We start from the raw sequence: 18,594 nt of genomic DNA, 5'->3' as shown, positions 1-18,594 counted from the left end.
AAGGGCCGCCTTCGCTATGGCCCTTTATGTCGCCGGCATGTCCACATGGGCCGCTAGTGTTCAGGCTCCGCCAGACGCTGTCCTTCCGGATCTGCCGCTTTACGCCGCGTCATTGCCGGTCAAGCCCAACATGGTGTTGGACCTCTCCGTCACATCCTCGACAACAGGAGCTGCGTATCGAACCCCTTTCGACATCAAGGCGGCCTATGTCGGCTATTGGGACCCGATGGGGTGCTACGACTATTCGACGGCGGACGGGTATTTCAAGCGGACCGCGACGGCGAGCATCTCGAATGGGGCCATCGCCTGTTCGGATCAATGGAGCGGCAACCTGTTGAACTGGGCCGCCTCGTCCGCCGTGGACATGTTGCGATACGCGTTGACAGGCGGCGATCGTGTGAAAGACACACCGAGCGCCACCGTGCTCCAACGCGCGGTGCTTCCGTCCGACTTCTATAACTCGAGCCATTTTTCCCAACGGTCTGTGGAGGGCCATCTCGACAAGTTGACGCCATTGGTCGCGAAGGGGGGCGTCGAGAAAGACGGCACTTTGCACTTTTCCAATTGCAGCAATCTTTTGTTCGTGGGGCCGACGTCGTCCGGAACATGCAGCAACCCCGGAACGGATCAGAGTTTTGGACCTGATGGATCTGGGCCGTATTTGGCGCGCGTCGAGGTTTGCTCGACGTCGGAAGGCCCCGTTCGCAGCGGCCTTTGCGTGAGATATCCAAATGGCGAATTCAAGCCAGCGGGCACGATCCAGGCGTTTGCAGAAAAGATGCGCTTCGCGGCTTTCGGCTATTTGATGGAGCAGGGCAATGCCCGTTACGGCGGTGCCCTGCGTGCGCCCATGAAATTCGTGGGCCCGACGACGGAGAGCGACAAGTTCGAGAAGCTCGCCAACGCCGAAGCCGAATGGGATGCCGATAGCGGGGTGTTCCTGGCAAACCCCCTGTCGAGCAGCGAAGGGACCAGCGGCGTCGTTAACTACATCAATCAATACGGACGCACCGGTTCTGCAATCGCCAACTACAAGGATCTCGATCCGGCCGGCGAGATGTATTACGAGTCTCTCCGGTATTTGCAGGGGCTGGAACCGACGACCGCTGCCACCAGAAACATCACTGCAGCCATGGGAGACGGATTTCCTGTTTACAACGGGACGAGCCGCTGGGGCGCAGGTGCAAAGAGCGGTTGGGACCCTGTAGTCTCAAGCTGCCAGCGCAATCATGTTGTCGTGATCGGAAGTCCTTACACGGACCATGACGGCTCTCTTCCAGGGCTGATGACGGATGGACTGGACGGATGGGCCGGGCTTCGCCAGGTAGAGGCCGCGGATCCTGACACTGCTTTCTGGTCGAGGATCGTCGGGGCATTCGAGAACAATGAGGCTCTTTCATACCCTGGTCCTTCGGGAAGCAATGCCACTTTGATGACGCGCGGCAATGATGCGGGGCCGCGCGCTATTGCCTATACCGACCATCTTGCGAACAGGCAAACAATCACCTCTGCAAACATCGACACCTTGGATGTCGGGGCCGACCAAGGATCATTGGGATGGGCAGGATTGGCTTATTGGGCCAACACGCAATCCATTCGGGGCGATTACCCGGGCGTGCGCGTCAAGACCTACGCCGTCGACATGGACGAATCGGGCTCGGGCACCATGGGTGAGAAGCAACGCGGCAGTTCGTTCTACTTGGCCGCAAAGTACGGCGGCTTCGACGACAAGAACAACGATGGCAATCCATTCGTGACTTCCATCGGAGCGGGCGCCGATGAATCCTTTTCGAATGCCGAATGGCAATCCGGTGTCGACAACGACGCAAAGCCCAAGCCGGCCAAATATTTCCTCGCCGACGAGCCTCGGAAGATGGTCGCGGCCGTTCGCAGGATTTTTGCGAGTGCAAGTGCCGGCGCGTCGAGCGTGAGCAGCGGGAGCCCTGCAGGGGGTGCATTGTCGAATTCGCGCATTGCGTCCACCGGGGGGACGCTTTACGTTCCTCAAGCGGACAGCACGCGATGGTCTGGCTCGGTGCTCGCCTATAAGTTGCGCCATGAAAACGGTGCAGCAGGCCAGGACGCCACGCCGATCTGGAATGCTGGCGATCGACTGACCGGCAACCTTCAGGCGAATCCGCCGATCCAGGCTCGCGACCCTGATACACGGCGCATCTTCACCATGCTCAGTTCCGGCGCCGGCGCTGAATTCACCTGGAATGCGCTGAAAGAAGACGCCACGTTGAAGGGCCGCCTGGACACGGAACCCTATTCCGCGACAGGTACAAAAGACAATCTCGGCGAGGCCCGCGTCGACTATCTCCGCGGCGATCGTTCGAAGGAAGCCGAAGGCGGCAATGGCCAGTTCAGAACACGTGATTCGGTCATGGGCGACATCGCGAATGCTGCGCCACTGTGGGTCGAAAACGCCGCTGCGCAGGCTGTGTACGTCGGCTCGAACGACGGCATGCTCCACGCTTTCGCAGCCGATAGCGGCGACGAATTGTTTGCCTACGTGCCACGTGCGTTGCACGCAAGGCTCGGCGCCTACACGTCACCTGACTATGGGCACCAGTCCTATGTCGACGGCAATTCCGTCTCAGGTGAAATCCAATCGGCAAACGGATCGGCGAAGACGGTGCTCGTCTCAGGTATGGGCGGCGGCGCACGCGGCGTCTTCGCACTGGACATCTCCGACCCGGCGCGCTTTTCTGAAGATCGGGTGATGTGGGAATTCACGGGGGCGGATGACTCGGACATGGGACACGTCACTCAGGCGCCGCGCATCATGAAGTTTCGGACAGAGGCGGCCGCGGCTGGCCAGGCCGGCGTCTATCGATGGTTTGCCGTGGTGCCCTCGGGCTTCAACAACGGCAATCCGAACAAGGCAGCGGCTCTGTTCCTGCTGGCCTTGGACAAGCAAGCCAACACGCCATGGGTGATCGAGAAGGATTATTTCAAGATCGTGCTGCCTGATCCGGTCGATGCGACTGTCGTCAATGCGTTGGGTCCGGTGGGCGACTACACAAGCGCAGACAACACGACCCTTCTGCTCTTTGCCGGCGACACCCAAGGCAATTTGTGGAAGTTCGATTTCACCAAGAGTGCGCCGTGGAACGAGTCGGCCAAGTCTGGCGCGCTGGCACTGAGCGGTGCACCGCTCATGGTCGCGAAAGACGATGCGGGCAAACGGCAGCCCATCACAATTGCGCCGGAGGTGGGTGCAGGGCCGAACGGTGGTGCGATCGTGCTCTTCGGCACCGGCAAATTCGTCGAAATCGATGACCTGACCAGCCGCAACACGCAGACGCTCTACAGCGTATACGACACCGGCATGGCCATCTCCGACAGCGAGACTCGCACGCACTTGCAGCAGCGACAGGTGAAGGCCGATATCGAGCACGCGGGTCAGTTCACCATCTCCGGCGATGCCTTCGTCTACGGCAACTACAACGCCAAGACGCCGCACCGTCGAGGCTGGTACTTCGATCTGCCGGACGCGGAGAGCCAAGGAGAGCGCCAAGTTTCCCAAATGGTGCTGAGCGATGGCTATTTGGTGTTCAACACGTTGATTCCGGACTCGAACGTTTGCGGCCTGGAAGGCAACGGGGGCGGCGGGCACAGCTGCGCGGTGAATGCGATGACCGGACTGTCATCGGGCAGCACCTGCATTCCGTCCACCGTTGGTGTGCTCGGGGCGCCGCTGTTGATCCAGGAAGGCGAGGGCGCTTTCAGCTCGACCGATACCTTTGGCCGGCGCATCGAGCGCAAGAAGGTTTCTGTCATCAACCTCGGTTCGGGAGAGGGCTCCCGTCCGGGGAGTGCAATCGTCAGCCCTATCGCAGGCGATGCAGGCGGCGTGATCTCGCAAATTGCCGGCCGTCTCAACTGGCGCGAAGTGCTCAACTTCAAGGACATCCGCAAATGAAGCACTCGGCTACCGAACGGCCGTGCTTGTCTGGCGGCTTTACGCTGATCGAAATGCTGATCGTGGTGGCGCTGGTTGCCATCCTTGGCGCTATCGCCTATCCGTCGTACATGGATTCCGTCCGAAAGGGTTGGCGCGCTGAAGCTCGTACCGCACTCATGCAGGAAATGCAGCAGCAGGAGCGCGTCTACACGCAGCGCGCAAGGTACAACAAGGCGCTTTACAAGACAGGCTCGGGCGACAGCGAAGGCGACAGCAAGTACGAGATCGCTCTCGGCGCATGCGACGGACGCGATGATCCTGGCCATTGCATCCGGCTGACTGCCACTTTGAGGGCCGGCTTCTCCGATCCTGCCGTAGGCAACATCTGGCTCGAAAGCACCGGAGTCAAGGGATGCGACGGCGACGACCAAAGCAGGTGCTGGCAATGAACGCACGCGTCTTTCGCCCTGCATATCGCTGCGGTGCCCGCGGGTTCACATTGATAGAGATGATGATCGTTGTTGCGCTCGTCGCAATCCTGAGCGCAGTCGCCGTTCCCAGCTTCAGGGATCTGCTGCTCAATCAACGTCTCGCCTCGACCGCGAGCGATTTCATTGCTGCATTGAGTCTTGCGCGATCGGAGGCCATGAAGCGTTCGCAAAAGACAACGCTGACCGCAACGAGTCGCGACTGGAACAATGGATGGGAGGTGACCACTGCGGTGGATGACGAGTCGGCAGTGCTGCGCACATTCGAAGCGCTCAGGACTGGAATCGAAGTCGATACCAGCACCGGCAACGGCTTCGACAAATCGATTGCCTTCGATGCCAATGGCTTTTCGCGGGCGAGCGCCGGGTGCGTGACATTCAGGGCATCGACGGGACGACGCAGTGCCGTCGTTCTGTCCGTATCGGGCCGGGCACGGATTTGTGACCCCGACAAAAAAGGTGACTGCGGCGGGGGCAGTTGCGGCAAGGGATAACCTGCTCCGCGGCCCTGCGCCCCCTTGGGACTGCAGGGTTGAGGTTGATTCTCGCTAGATGTCTCTCAGCAACTGCCTGAACTCGTCCACATCCTCGAAGCTGCGGTAGACCGAAGCAAAACGGACGTAGGCGACCTTGTCCAGTCGCTTGAGCTCGCGCATCACGAGCTCGCCCACTTTCGTCGATTCGATCTCGCGCAAGCCGCTGGAAAGCAGCTTCTGCTCGATGCGCAGCAACGCCGTGTCGATCTGCTCGATGCTGACCGGGCGCTTGCGCAACGCCAGCATCATCGAGGCGCGGACCTTCGCGGCCACGAAGTCGGCGCGGCTGCCGTCCTTCTTGACCACGACCGGAAAGTTCACGTCCGGCCGCTCGTAGGTGGTGAAGCGCTTGTCGCAAGCGCTGCACTGCCGGCGGCGGCGGACGAAGTCGCCGTCCTCCGAAACGCGCGTCTCGACGACCTGCGTTTCGAGGTGGCCGCAGAAAGGGCATTTCATGCGGCGGCTCCGCCGGGCACGGCAGTCATGGGATCAGCGATAGACCGGGAAGCGGCTGGTCAGCGCGTTCACCTTGGCGCGCACCGCCTCGATGTTGGCCGCATCGCGCGGGTTTTCGAGCACGTCGGCGATCAGGTTGGCGGTCATTCGCGCTTCTTCGTCCTTGAAGCCGCGGGTCGTCATCGCCGGCGTGCCGATGCGCACGCCGCTGGTGACCATCGGCTTTTCCGGGTCATGCGGGATGGCGTTCTTGTTGATCGTCATATGGGCGGCACCCAGCACGGCTTCGGCTTCCTTGCCCGTAATGCCCTTGGCGCGCAAGTCGACGAGCATGACGTGGCTTTCGGTGCGGCCGCTCACGATGCGCAGGCCTCGCCCGGTGAGCGTCTCGGCGACGATCTGAGCGTTCTTGACCACCTGCTGCTGGTACGCCTTGAATTCGGGGGAGAGCGCCTCCTTGAAGGCGACCGCCTTGGCGGCAATCACATGCATCAGCGGGCCACCCTGCAGTCCCGGGAAGATCGCGCTGTTGATGGCCTTTTCGTGCTGCGACTTCATCAGGATGATGCCGCCGCGCGGGCCGCGCAGGCTCTTGTGCGTGGTGGAAGTGACGACGTCCGCGTGAGGCACGGGGTTGGGGTACACGCCCGCGGCGACCAGTCCGGCGTAGTGGGCGATGTCGACCATGAAGATCGCGCCGACATCCTTGGCCACTTTGGCGAAGCGCTCGAAGTCGATGCGCAGCGAATAGGCCGACGCGCCCGCGATGATGAGCTTGGGCATTGCGTCATGCGCCTTGCGTTCCATCGCGTCGTAGTCGATTTCTTCCTTGTCATTCAGGCCATAGCTCACGACGTTGAACCACTTGCCGCTCATGTTGAGCGGCATGCCGTGCGTCAGGTGCCCCCCTTCTGCCAGGCTCATGCCCATGATGGTGTCGCCGGGCTTCAGGAAGGCCAGCATGACGGCTTCGTTGGCGGAGGCGCCGCAATGCGCCTGGACGTTGGCCGCGTCGGCGCCGAAGAGTTGCTTCGCGCGATCGATGGCCAACTGCTCGGCCACGTCCACGTGCTCGCAACCGCCGTAATAGCGCTTGCCCGGATAGCCTTCGGCGTACTTGTTGGTGAGTTGCGAGCCCTGGGCGGCCATGACAGCCGGCGACGCGTAGTTTTCGCTCGCGATGAGCTCGATGTGGTGTTCCTGGCGGGCGTTTTCGGCCTGGATGGCAGCCCAGATTTCAGGATCGGTCTGTTCGACCAGATGATTGCGGTTGTACATGGCAGTCCTTCAAGACGATGGTCCTTGTTCTTCAACCAAACAAGGGCTGCCCAGGCGAACGGCGGAACGCCTGCTCGAGACTGCAGGCGGCACGCTTCCCAGTGGTAGTCCACGTCAGCGCAAAGCACCTGAAAAGGGTTGCGCCTATCGCCAGTCGCGTGCTGGCCGAGTGTAGCTGACGACGGTCGCCGTCGTCTCGAAAAGCCTACGAATCCCCAAGCAAGGCGACGCGCTCGGGATCAGTCGCCGGCTGCTTGGCGGGCGCTGGGCCCACGACGGGAACAGGATTCGGGCGCGCTGCCGGCGACGGAGCCATGATCGAGGGTGCGCGCCCCGCGACGACCTGGCGCAGACGCTCGTGCTCGGCCAGGACCTTGGAGGCGTAGCCGCCATCGTCGGTGAGATTCGCTGCCCCGACGTAGAAGCGCAGGCCGCCCTCGAGAGAGCCGGCGCGGGCGATGCATTCCTGCAGCACCTTGACCCCGACGCGCATGTTGGTGACGGGATCGAAAGCAGTCAACGTGCCGCCGGCGCTTTCGTATTTTTCGCCGTGGACGCGGGTCATGACCTGCATCAGGCCCTGAGCGCCGACATGGCTCTGGGCGAAAGGATTGAAGCTGGATTCGACGGCCATGATCGCCAGAATGAGCGTCGGATCGAGCTTCGTGCGTTTGCCGAGCTCGAAAGCTTCGCCGACCAGGACGGTCAGGGGCTCGACGGCCACGCGGTATTTCTTGCTCAGCCAGTACGCGACGGCGGCTTGCTGCTTGGGCAATTCCTGAGGGCTGGCGGCCGTGGTCCGCTCAATGGCTGTGGGTTCGAGATCGGTCGTTGCAGCGACTTCGGGGGCCGGCTTGCGTGACTGGAGCCAGCCCATGAGTTGTTCTTCACCCGATTGGCGAAGATCGGGCCGAGCGACCATGGCAATGGCGGCAAAGACGATCGCGAGCCCGACAAGGGCAAACCCGTTGTGGGTGATTTCGAAAAAGCCGTCGACAACGTCGGACGCGAAGGTACGTAGCCCTCGGGCGGTGGCATCAAGCACCTGCTTCATCGCTTTTTTTCCTTTCTGGCGGCGCCTGTTCGCAATGCCCTTGGGCTAAGCAAAACGCAGCAGCGCTTGGATTGGTACGAATCAGGTCCGCGCATGGCGGAGGAGCGCGGTCGCCTGATCAAAGCCGGGGAAAGTCGGCAGCGGAGTTGTGAGAGTCCTGGGCCGTCCGGCGCCAGGGCTGCGGCATTCTAGGAGCGGCTAAATACCCGGTCAAGAATAAGGAATGCAATCGATATTCTAAAACTTGGCCGTTCATGTAAACGTTAGTTCACGCATCGGGCACCAATTTTCGATTGAAAACCTCACTTGAAAATTTTCCGCGAGGCGCCTACGCTCAAGAGGCCTCGAATTGAGGCGTATCACCAAGGTCCAGCAGCCGAAGGAGGAATCCCGCGGTTCAGCGACTGAGGCCAAATGGTGGCAATCCCTTGCTGCCAGCCTGGCCGGAACATTGAACTTCCGGTCGCGCGAAACGATGGCATGGGCGTTACGCCCGCCATCAAGCCCGGTGTCTCGGCTCAGCGTCGAGACACCGGGCTTTCTTCTTTGGCAACTCAATGTCAACACCGTTTCGCCTTCAATTGTTTCGGGCACACTCCCGGTCGATGAATGCAGCTTGGCTGAAACAAAACAAATGGGTGCGGCGTGGGATCGTCGCTTTGCTGGTCCTTCTGGGCGTCTGGGCTATCGCGTGGCTGGCGGTTCCGCCGATTGCCAAGAGCCAGATCCAGAAGATCGCGAGCGAGAAATTGGGCCGACAGGTCACGGTCGGCAAGATCGATTTCAAACCCTGGACGCTCGAACTCGCCGTCAACGACTTGAAGATCGCCACGGCCGATGGCGCGCGCTCGCAGTTGGCCATCAAGCGCATCTATATGGATGGGGAGTTGCAGTCCATTCTCCGGTTTGCACCGGTGATCGATGCAGTGACCATCGACTCGCCGGCGATCCTCCTGACTCATCTTGAGGACGGCAAGTACGACATCGACGACATCCTGCAAAAACTGGCCCCCGCGCCGGACGCTCCCAAGGGCGCTCCTCCGCGCTTTGCCATCTACAACATCGGAATCTCGGGCGGGTCTTTCGATTTTGACGACCAGAAGGTCAAGCGCAAGCACGAACTGCGCGACTTCGTGCTCAACGTGCCCTTCCTGAGCAATCTGGCCTCTCAGCGGGAAGTCAAGACCGAGCCCAAGCTCGCTTTCGTGCTCAACGGCAGCAAGTTCGATTCGTCCGCATCGTCCACGCCTTTCGCCGAAAGCCACAAGACTGATGCGCAACTGAGCTTCCAGGAGCTCGACCTCGTTCCTTATCTGGCGTACATGCCGGGCGGTCTTCCCGTGTCGGTGCAAGCCGGCAAGCTCGATGCCGACCTGAAGGTGGATTTCGAGCAGGCGGCTACGGCGGGGCTCAAGATCACAGGCACCATCGCCGCGAACGGCATCAAAGTCGCGGACACCAAAGGCAAGGATCTTCTGGGTTTCGACTCGCTGAAGATCGCCCTGGCTGACGTCAGGCCGCTGGAGCGGGTCGTTCACCTCAGTGAAGTTGCTCTGGCAGGGCCGCAACTTGCGGTGGCGCGAGACCCGGGCGGCCAGATCAACCTCCTGGCGATCAACCCCAGCACCGGCGCAAAGGAAAAAGTCGTCGCGGTGCCGGCCCCGCCACAAGACGGAGAGGGCGCTGCCAAGGCCGCCGAGCCCCCCAAATGGCGCGTTCAGGTCGACAAGGTCGCACTGACACAGGGCGCTATCGGCTGGCGTGACGAGACCACGCAACCTGCAGCGGCCATCGACGTCAAGGACCTGGCGGTCGAAGTCAATGCGGTGACCTGGCCCATGGAAAAACCCGCGACGTTCAACGGCTCGACTTCCGTCGGCGGCGCGGCCGTCAAATTCAATGGTGAAGCGACCGACAAGGTGGCGCACGTCCAGACTCAGGTCGACGCGCTCCCGTTGTCGCTGGCCGCTCCTTATCTGGCGCAAAGCCTTGAACCGACGCTGGACGGAAAGCTGACCGGGCATGTCGAGATTGCGTGGACGCAACCCGAGCTCAAGCTCAAGGCGAGCAGCGTCGTTGCCGAAGGGCTGGCGCTCACGCAACAAAAGACCGCGCTGGCGAGCCTGGGACGTTTCGAGATCAAGGATGCCGAAGTCGACATGACCGCGCACACGCTCGCGATCGGTTCGTTGACGGCTGGCAGCCCCAAGATTCGTGTCGAACGGGACAACGAGAAGCGATGGATGTTCGAGCGCTGGCTGAAGGCTCCTGCCGGCGGCAGCCGCGGCGGCACTGTGGACGCGAAGGTGGCCGCGCCCAAGAATCCCCAGCCGTCCGAGGCCCCCGAGGGATCCACGCCAGCGGCGAACACCAAGCCATGGGCTCTTTCCATTGGCACGGTGGCAGTGGAAGATGGCGCAGTGTCCTATGCGGACAACGCGAGCGCGACGCCCGTCGCCTTCGAGATCAGCGCCTTGAAGGTGAACGCGCAAAAGATCGCGCCCAATACGCCGACTGTCTCGCCGCTCAAGCTGTCTGGCCGAATCGGGTCGGGCCGAGCAGAGCCGGGGCGCTTCGAATATGACGGCAATCTGGCGCTGAAGCCGTTGGCAGCCGAGGGCCGGCTCCTGGTCGCTTCTCTTCCAGCTCACGCTTTCAAGGCGTACTACGCCGACGCGCTGAACATCGACATCCGCCGCGCATTCGCGAGCTATCGAGGCACCGTCAAATATTCCGACACCGGTAAGGGCATGAATGTCCGGTTGGCCGGGGACACCGCTGTCGATGATTTCCGCGCCAACAGCGCCGCCCTCACGCAAACCGCAGGCTCGTCCAGCAGCAACCAGCTGCTGAGTTGGAAGACCTTGGGTTTGCGCGGCGTGCAGGTCAACATGGTTCCCGGTTCGCCGCTGACGCTCGACGTGCGAGAGACCACGCTGAGCGATTTTTTCGCGCGCGTCATCATCGATCCGACCGGGCGCCTCAATCTGCTGGACTTGACCAAGAAGCCGGGGCAGCCGACGCCGACTGCAGCCGCGAGCGCTCCGTCAACGGAAATCAAGACGCAGCGCAGTTGGCGGGGGACGAATACGACGACTGCCGCGAAGAAGGAGAAGGCACCGCTTTCGGGCGCGGAACTGGTGGTCGGCGGCGCGCCTTCGGCCCCTTCGGCTTCACCCGCGGCGGGTGCGCAGCCCGCGGAACCGGCCGATCCAATGGCCCCGATCATCAATTTCGGGCCGATGGCGCTGGTCAACGGCAAGATCGACTTCTCCGATCTGTTCATCAAGCCCAACTATTCGGCTGATCTGACGGAGCTCACGGGCAAGCTGAGCGCTTTCTCGTCCAAGCCCCAGGGCGACAGGCCCGCACTGGCGGACCTCGAGCTTCGAGGAAAAGCCCAGCAGACGGCATCGCTGGAGATCAACGGCAAGCTGAATCCGCTCGCCAAGCCGCTCGAACTCGACATCACAGCCAAGATGCGCGAGCTCGACTTGCCGCCTCTGTCGCCGTATTCAATCCGGTTCGCGGGACACGGCATCGAGCGCGGCAAGCTCAGCATGGACGTGACGTACAAGATCGCTCCGGACGGCAGCTTGACGGCGTCGAATCGGCTGATCCTCAATCAACTCCAGTTCGGCGAGCAAGTGGAGGGCGCCCCGGCCAGCCTGCCGGTTCGCCTGGCAGTGGCGCTTCTGGCCGATCGCAACGGCGTGATCGACGTCGATCTGCCGCTGAAGGGATCGATCAACGACCCGGAATTCAGCATAGGACCGCTGATCCTCAAGGCTATCGTCAACCTGATTGCTAAGGCCGCGACGGCGCCCTTCGCCTTGCTGACCGGCGGAGGCGGGGGCGGCGAATCGAGCTCCATCGTATTTGCATTGGGCAATTCCGACCTGTCTGCCGAAGCCAAGGAAAGCCTGGACAAGGTCGCAAAAGCCATCGTCGACCGGCCGGCCCTGCAGATGACGGTCGTGGGCACGGCCAGCCTGGAGCGCGAGCGCGAGGCCTACCAGCGCCAGCGAGTTCGCGCTCTTGCGCAGACTGAGAAGCGGAGAGCCGCCGTCCGGGCGGGCAAGAATGCGGCCGACGTCGAGCCGCTCACGGAGGCCGAGTACCCGGCGCTGCTGGCCGCTGCCTACAAACGTTCGGAGATCACCAAGCCCCGGAACATGGTGGGATTGGCCAAGGATCTGCCAACCGAGGAAATGGAGAAGCTGCTTGCCGCCAACGTCGCCGTCGATGAAGAGTCGATGCGGCAACTGGCCGTGGATCGCGGCGCGGCCGTGCGCGATTACCTGCTGGCCCAAAAGGTGCCGAGTGAGCGTCTTTTCCTCGGCGCGGTGCGGACCAAGGCCGAGGGCGACAATTGGAAACCGGTCGCCGAGCTGAAACTCGCAACCCGCTGAGCCGGGCGGCAGCAAGTCGGTGAAAATGGAGCGGTGCGCCGGCAATTGCCGGCGCCTTCGCTTTTCTTCTACAGATAACGATATTCGCGCAGTGACATCAACTTCTTCCAAGCCTCACGACCTCCAGTCCCTCGACACCCTGACCGGCGGCGCATTCACGGCGTCCACCTCCGGCGAGCGTGCGCAGCGCATTCGCGAGTGGATCGCCGGCAATCCGTCGCCCGAGCAAATGCAGGACGTGTTCAAGGAACTCAGCGGACGCGACAAGGGTGCTGCGCGGTTGCTGCGAGAAAAGCTCGACGAACTCAAGCGCGCCAAAGGCCAGGAGGCGATCGCCGTCGAATGGACGCACAAGGCCGAAGCGCTGCTCGCCCAGCCCAAGCTGAACATCGCCGATGCCCTGGCGTGGCAGCGCGACGCCGCCAAGGCCGGTGCTCCGCTGTCGCGTGAACCGCTCGCGGGCTTCAAGGCGCGCCTGTCCGAGCGCGTGAAGGGCATCGAAGACCTTCAGCATCGCGCACAAGTGCATCGTGAGGCGGCGGTGCTTCTGGCGCAGCGCTTCGAAGTGCTGTCGACAAAGAGCTGGCGCGACGCGCAGGCCGCCGAAGAAGCCTTGCGCGCGGATGTCGCGCACTGGCAGCAACAGGCCGCCGAGATTGCAGCCGACAGCAACTGGAGCAGCCTTGATGCCAAGTTTGCGCCGCAACTCGAGTCCTCCAAGGCACAACTCCTGGTGGTCTCGGATGCATTCCATGCGGCGCTGGCGCAGGCGCTCGCCGCTGCGGCGGATCCTGCCGCGCCGCTCCCGCCGGTGCCGGTTTGGGCCGACGAGCTGCGCATCGCGCGCGGCGGTGCTCCGGAGGCAGCGGCTCCCGCTCCGCAGAAGCCAGCCGGCCCGAGGGTCGACCCTGAAAAACGGGCTATCGCTCAAGAGGCGGTTCAAGCCGCGCTCGCGAAGCTCGAGCAGGAAACGGCTGAAGGTCATGGCAAGGGGAGTGCCGGCGCGGCGGCGGCCCTTCGCGCGGTGCTCAAGGAGCACGGCCGGTTGGTCGACGCACCCCTGGAGGCCCGTGTTCATGCTGCGCTGGTGGCCGCTGGCGAACTCGAAGGCTGGCAGCGCTGGAGCGCCGACAAGGTCCGGGAAGAACTCGTTGCCAAGGCCGAAGGCTTGTTGAAGCGCCCCGAAGGCCAGGCCCTGGGCGGCCGCAAGATGCAGGAGACGCTCCGCGCGCTGCGCGAGCAGTGGAAGCAGTCCGACCAGGGCGGCGTCCCCAATCACGCGCTCTGGAAGCGATTCGATGAGGCATGCAACGAAGCCCACAAGGTGGTCGAGGCCTGGCTCGAAAAAGTCCGCGCCGACGCCGCCGAGCATCGTGCCCAGCGCCTCGCCCTGATCGAAGAGCTCAAGGCCTGGACCGCGGAACACGCCCAGACTTCCGATCTCAAGGCGGTCAATCGTGCGCTGCATCAGTTCGCCGATCGCTGGCGCGATGCGGGACACGTTGGCGAAAAGGTGTTCGCCGATCTGCAAGCGCAGTGGAGCGAGGCTTTCGGCGCCGCGCGTGCGCCGTTCGAGGCCCAGCAGAAGGCGAGCGTCGAGCGTCGCCAGGCCATGATTGCGGAAGCCGCCGAACTCGGCGCCACGCCGGTGCTGCGCATCGATGCGGTCAAGGCGCTCCAGCAGCGTTGGCAAGCCGAAGCTCAAGCCGTGCCATTGGACCGCCGTCAAGAGCAGAAGCTCTGGGACGCATTCCGCGCGCCGATCGACGAAGCCTTCAACCGAAAGACTGCCGAGCGCGAAAAGGCATCCGCAGCGATGAGCGAGCACGACCGCAACGTGCTGAATGCGTCGAAGGCGCTCGAGGCCGCGAACGCGACCGGCGACGCGCAGAAGATCCGCCTCGCAGTCGCCCAGCTCGAAGCCGCCATCCGCGGCGAGGCCCCTGCACCCACGCCGGCGCCCGCGCCCAAGACTGCGCCCGCAGACTCCGCCGCAGCGGATGGCCCTTCGGTGGGGGCGACGGAAGTGGTCGCACCCGGTCAAGCTGCTGCCGAGTTCAGCGAAAGCGCCGAACAGGCGCCTTCCCCGGAAGATGCTGACGCCGTGTCCGCGGAGCCGGCAGCCGCCGAGCCGGGCACGCCAGATCTGGTCGCGCCTGCCGATGGCGCCGATGCATCCGCGCGCGCGGACGCCCAAGCCACCCCTCCGGCGGCACCGCCGAAGCCGGCACCCAAGCCGGTGATCGCCGTGCGAGGCGATGACCGACCCGGCAACAAGAAGGGTGAAGGCGTTCCGGCCGCGCGCGGCGGAAGGTTCGGCGATCGCCGCGACAGCCGTGGGGCTCCTGGCGGCCCGGGCGGTCGTTCCGGCCCCGGCAGCGACCGACCGCAGCGTGGCGCCGAGCGCGGTGCCCCCGCGGGCGCTGGTCGCTTCGGCGACCGCCCGCCGCGGTTCGAAGACCGCGGCCCCCGCTTGGGCGACGCCGCCTTCCGCGCGCAACGCGATGCGCTCGAACGTGCAGAACTCGCGTTGCGCAAGCTTGCGGCGCAAGCACATGGTGAGGCACTCACGCAGGTTCTTGGCGCCTGGGAAAAGCGCGATCCGGCGCAGTTGCCGAGCGCGCAGGAGTTGGGTCGTGCCGTAACGCCTGCGGTGCGAACCAGTTGGTCGCAGGCAGTGGGATCGGCACCTTCAGTGCAAGCTGTCGAGGCCGCCGAAGCGCTGCTGCGCCTTGAGATGGCCGCCGAGGTACCGACGCCGGCGGAGCAACTCGACGCTCGCCGCGCATTGCAACTCAAGCTCCTGACGCGACGCGGCGACCCCACGCCTGCGCAAACCTGGGGCCAGGATGCCGGCAAAGTGCTGGCGGCACCGCACGATGCGGCCACCGCGCGCCGACTGCAGAACGCGCTCAAGGCGCTGCTTCGCAAGTAAGGGAGATCGGCCGGTTTTGCGCCGGCCGATTCCTGAGGATCAAGCCCCGGTTGGCGGCAGGAAGAAATCGTCGAACAAGGCGGCCAGCGCGGGGAAGTCACCCGCAAGCTGGATGCGATTCACGAAATAGGCCTCGCAAGCGACCGCGAAAAATTCGCCCGGTGACTGGGCGCCGTACCCGTCGAGCCAAGGGGGCTCCCCGCCAAAGCGCTCCGCCACGATGGTTTTCTCCCTGAAGGCATCGAAGGCGGGTTGCAGTACTGCCATCCACGCGGCACGCGCTTCGCGCGCATTCGAGGTCCCTCGGAAGTTGGGCGGCAAGGGCGGGCACCCGTCGACCGAACCGCCTCGCATGTCGATCTTGTGGGCGAATTCGTGGATCACGACGTTGTAGCCCTCGGCTTGAGTTGCGCCGCTGGCGAGCACGTCTTGCCAGCTCAACATCACGGGCCCTCGGTCCATGGCCTCGCCGGCGACGATCTCTTCATATTGATGGACTACGCCGGCCGCATCAATGGTCGTTCGTTGGGCCACGACTTCGGACGGATGCACGACGACGCCGACAAAATCGTCATACCAGTTGAGGCCGCCCTTCAGGTGCAGCACCGGGAGAACAGCCTGAGCGGCGATCGCCAGGGCGACTTCATCGGAGATGACGAAACCGTGCGCGCCATGGAAGCGCTTGTCGCGGAGAAATTCGGCCGCCAATTCGCGAAGGCGTTCCATGTCGGCTGCGGGACGTTCTGCAAGGAAGCGATAGCGCGCGAGCGTTGCCCGCCAAGCCGGATCGGGTATGCGGAGCGGCGCGCGCAGCTTGCGCAGCCATGCAAGCATCAGCGGAGATCGACGCGTTGGGCGCCGGCGCTGGAGATGCACAGCAACTGAGCGCGCGGAGGATGGGCGGCGACGTCCCAGTCGCTCAGGACGATGCGTTGGAGCCCTTCGCCCAGCGGGTGGACTGCGGGTTTGTGAGTGTGGCCATGCACCAGCGTTGCGGCGCCCGCCTTGTGCAACCAGTCGCGCGCTGCATCGGCATCAACATCAGCCCAGACCATGTCGGGACTGTGCTTGCGGTCTTCACTCTGCGCGCGAACCGATCGGGCGAGCGTGCGGCGTTCCTCGATGGGCCGCGCAAGCACGGCGTCTTTCCAGGCGGGCGTCCGCACCTGTGCCCTGAACCGCAGGTACTCGGTGTCTTCAAGGCACAGAAGATCGCCGTGGCTCAGGAGCCAACGCTTGCCGTGGAGGACCAGCACCGTCGGATCGTCGATGAGCGTCATGCCGCTTTGCGCCGCGAAGGCGGGGCCGAGCAGGAAGTCCCGATTGCCATGCATGAAGTAGACGGGCCGACGTGCCGTTGCGACGCGGAGCACGTCGGCGCACTGAGCTTCGAAGCCGGGGAGGGTGGCCGCGTCGTCGCCGACCCACACCTCGAAAAGATCGCCGAGGATGAAGATCGCATCGGCCGGCGAGGTTTCGAGGTAGCCGCGCCAGACGTCGAAAGTGGCCTGTTCCGCGGCCTGCAGGTGGAGGTCGGAGATGAGATCGACCGTGCGCCAGGTCACCGGCGCCACGATCTCTGCAAACGCCTCCATGGGAACGTCAGGCCTTGACGACGGCCTTTTCGATCACGACGTCGTCGAGCGGCACGTCGTCATGGAAGCCTTTGCGGCCCGTTTTCACGGCCTTGATCTTGTCCACGACTTCCTTGCCTGCAACGACCTTGCCGAAGACCGCATAGCCCCAGCCCTGGGCCGACGGTGCGGTGTGATTCAGGAAGCCGTTGTCGGCCACGTTGATGAAGAACTGCGCCGTGGCCGAGTGCGGCGCGCTGGTGCGTGCCATTGCCACGGTGTAGTTGTCATTCTTGAGGCCATTGTTGGCCTCGTTCTGGATTTCGGCGCCTGTCGGCTTTTGCGACATGCCGGGTTCGAATCCGCCGCCCTGAACCATGAAGCCAGGGATGACGCGGTGGAACACCGTGTTGTCGTAGTGGCCCTTGTTGACGTAGTCGAGAAAATTCTCGACCGTCTTTGGCGCCTTGTCCTGGTCGAGTTCGAGCGTGATGACGCCCTGGTCCTTGATGTGCAGTTCGACTTGGGGATTGCTCATGAGGGCTCCTTTGATTACTTCGCCACGGTGGCGGACTGGATGGTGATGGTTTCGACGGGGACGTCAGGCATGCCGCCCTTGTTGCCCGTGCGGGCGGTGCGGATTTTGTCGACGACCTCGGTGCCGGAGACGACCTTGCCGAACACCGCATAGCCATAGCCATCGGGGTTTGGCGCATTGAGGTTGGCGTTGTCCTTCACGTTGATGAAGAACTGCGCGGTCGCCGAATTCGGGTCGGACGTGCGGGCCATCGCGATCGTGTACTTGTCGTTCTTGAGGCCGTTCTTGGCTTCGAGCGGAATTGGAGCCCGCGTCGGCTTCTGCTTCATGTCAGGCGTGAAGCCGCCGCCCTGGATCATGAATCCGTCGATGACGCGGTGAAACACCGTGCCGTCATATTGCTTGTCCTTGACGTACTGAAGGAAGTTCTCGACGGTCTTCGGCGCCTTGTCGGGGTAGAGCTCGACGACGATGTCGCCGGCCGACGTGCTCAGCTTGACTCGCGGCGCGTTCTGCGCCTGCGCCCAAGCAGATCCGGTGATGGCCAGCGTGGCGGCCGCAATCAGCGCCGCACGGCGCGAGATGGCTTGAAGAGTCACGGGAGAGTCGCTTTCCGAAAGTTGCGCCGAAGCGCGTTGGAGAAGTGGCCTACCGGCGCACGGGCTTGCGGCCGTCGGCGGGTGCCGGCGGGAGGTCACCGGCGTTTGGCGCGCTGAACATCTGGCGGATCAGTGCGAGCTTTGGCGGCACCGTGGTGTTGGCGGGTTCGAGTTGCTTTGCGCGGCTATAGGACTGCGCCGCGAGTCGGACATACACGTCGCCGAGGTTCTCATGCGCGGTCGCGTAGTCGGGGTTGAGCTTGGTCGCCATTTCGAGCGCCGCGCGCGCCTTGTCGAACTGGCTTTGCGCCGCATACAGCGCGGCGAGGTTGTTGTACGGCTCAGGCAGCTCCGGGAAGTCTTGCGTGAGCTGCGTGAAGGCGGCGATCGCCTCCGTCTGCTTGCCTTGCTCGGTGAGGATCACGCCGCGCAGGAAGCGCATTTGCGGATCGCGAGGCTTGCCGGCGATGTAGGCATCGGCCTTGGCAAGTGCTTCGTCAGGCTTGCCTTGGCGGAGAAGCGCGTTGACATCGCCATAGTCGTCGGCATGTGCCACGCTCAAGGTCAGCGCCAGGGTCAGCGCCAGAAGGGCAGGGAAAAGGCGAAAAAGCGATGAGGTGAAGGTAGCGGCGCTCTGCATGAAGCCTCGAGTATTGGGGAGGACACGGGCCTCGTAAACACGCGGAAAATATCCGTCGGTGGCCGTTTATACTGCGAGGAATTGTAGCCGAGGGGCCACCTCCAACCCCTCGTCCCAACAGTACATTCACCCCTGAAAAACCCGCTGTCTTTCGCCCGTTTTGGCGCGCGCGAA

General features: G+C 63.4%; 13 protein-coding genes and 1 riboswitch. Of the genes, 5 read left to right on the top strand and 8 right to left on the bottom strand.

Annotation, left to right across the window (positions count from 1 at the left end):
* Window positions 1-16 precede the first annotated feature (16 nt).
* From AC1DEK_RS02245 to AC1DEK_RS02235, 3 genes are read left to right on the top strand one after another with little or no spacing between them, the layout of a single operon-like run.
* Window positions 17-3,928, top strand: coding sequence for a pilus assembly protein (locus AC1DEK_RS02245; RefSeq protein ID WP_478123558.1), 3,912 nt, complete (start codon window positions 17-19; stop codon window positions 3,926-3,928).
* Window positions 3,925-4,359 (top strand): type IV pilin protein, encoded by a 435-nt coding sequence (locus AC1DEK_RS02240; RefSeq protein WP_478123557.1) that lies wholly within the window; start codon window positions 3,925-3,927, stop codon window positions 4,357-4,359. The genes AC1DEK_RS02245 and AC1DEK_RS02240 overlap by 4 nt, the downstream gene beginning before the upstream one ends.
* Window positions 4,356-4,892, top strand: a complete 537-nt coding sequence (locus AC1DEK_RS02235; protein WP_478123556.1) for a GspH/FimT family pseudopilin — start codon at window positions 4,356-4,358, stop codon at window positions 4,890-4,892. The genes AC1DEK_RS02240 and AC1DEK_RS02235 overlap by 4 nt, the downstream gene beginning before the upstream one ends.
* A gap of 54 nt (window positions 4,893-4,946) precedes the next feature.
* Here AC1DEK_RS02235 and nrdR read toward each other — a convergent pair whose 3' ends face one another.
* From nrdR to AC1DEK_RS02220, 3 genes are all read right to left on the bottom strand, one after another.
* Entirely contained in the window at window positions 4,947-5,390 is a 444-nt protein-coding gene (nrdR, locus tag AC1DEK_RS02230; RefSeq protein WP_478123555.1) for a transcriptional regulator NrdR, read from the bottom strand.
* A gap of 33 nt (window positions 5,391-5,423) precedes the next feature.
* On the bottom strand, window positions 5,424-6,668 hold the full coding sequence (gene glyA, locus AC1DEK_RS02225) for a serine hydroxymethyltransferase (protein ID WP_478123554.1): 1,245 nt from the start codon (window positions 6,666-6,668) through the stop codon (window positions 5,424-5,426).
* 41 nt (window positions 6,669-6,709) lie between these two features.
* Window positions 6,710-6,836: riboswitch (ZMP/ZTP riboswitch) on the bottom strand.
* Window positions 6,837-6,873: 37 nt separating this feature from the next.
* Complete coding sequence (locus tag AC1DEK_RS02220; RefSeq protein ID WP_478123553.1) at window positions 6,874-7,722, bottom strand: transglycosylase SLT domain-containing protein; 849 nt, start codon at window positions 7,720-7,722, stop codon at window positions 6,874-6,876.
* Window positions 7,723-8,327: 605 nt separating this feature from the next.
* On the opposite strand from AC1DEK_RS02220, the gene AC1DEK_RS02215 reads away from it, so the two are divergent.
* Together AC1DEK_RS02215 and AC1DEK_RS02210 are read left to right on the top strand one after the other, a co-directional pair.
* A complete protein-coding gene (locus AC1DEK_RS02215; RefSeq protein WP_478123552.1) occupies window positions 8,328-12,134 on the top strand; it encodes a DUF748 domain-containing protein in 3,807 nt (1,268 codons plus the stop codon).
* 91 nt (window positions 12,135-12,225) lie between these two features.
* On the top strand, window positions 12,226-15,069 hold the full coding sequence (locus AC1DEK_RS02210) for a DUF349 domain-containing protein (protein WP_478123551.1): 2,844 nt from the start codon (window positions 12,226-12,228) through the stop codon (window positions 15,067-15,069).
* Between the two features lie 39 nt (window positions 15,070-15,108).
* Here AC1DEK_RS02210 and AC1DEK_RS02205 read toward each other — a convergent pair whose 3' ends face one another.
* Genes AC1DEK_RS02205 through AC1DEK_RS02185 form a run of 5 tightly spaced genes read right to left on the bottom strand, consistent with a single transcriptional unit; the run spans window position 15,109 to window position 18,420 of the window.
* Window positions 15,109-15,903 carry a M90 family metallopeptidase gene (locus AC1DEK_RS02205; protein ID WP_478123550.1) on the bottom strand — a complete coding sequence of 265 codons (795 nt, stop codon included), beginning with the start codon at window positions 15,901-15,903 and terminating at the stop codon, window positions 15,109-15,111.
* Window positions 15,903-16,664 carry a UDP-2,3-diacylglucosamine diphosphatase gene (locus AC1DEK_RS02200; RefSeq protein ID WP_478123549.1) on the bottom strand — a complete coding sequence of 254 codons (762 nt, stop codon included), beginning with the start codon at window positions 16,662-16,664 and terminating at the stop codon, window positions 15,903-15,905. Before AC1DEK_RS02200 ends, AC1DEK_RS02205 begins: the two co-directional genes overlap by 1 nt.
* A gap of 7 nt (window positions 16,665-16,671) precedes the next feature.
* Entirely contained in the window at window positions 16,672-17,181 is a 510-nt protein-coding gene (locus AC1DEK_RS02195; RefSeq protein ID WP_478123548.1) for a peptidylprolyl isomerase, read from the bottom strand.
* 14 nt (window positions 17,182-17,195) lie between these two features.
* Window positions 17,196-17,780 (bottom strand): peptidylprolyl isomerase, encoded by a 585-nt coding sequence (locus tag AC1DEK_RS02190; protein WP_478123547.1) that lies wholly within the window; start codon window positions 17,778-17,780, stop codon window positions 17,196-17,198.
* Between the two features lie 49 nt (window positions 17,781-17,829).
* Window positions 17,830-18,420: a tetratricopeptide repeat protein gene (locus tag AC1DEK_RS02185; protein WP_478123546.1), complete on the bottom strand. Its 591-nt coding sequence runs from the start codon at window positions 18,418-18,420 to the stop codon at window positions 17,830-17,832.
* Window positions 18,421-18,594: the final 174 nt, after the last annotated feature.

The sequence above is a fragment of the Variovorax sp. 10N420 genome (genome assembly GCF_056394705.1).
Note: the sequence above shows the minus strand (reverse complement) of the source record. Positions and strands in the feature narration are given on the sequence as shown.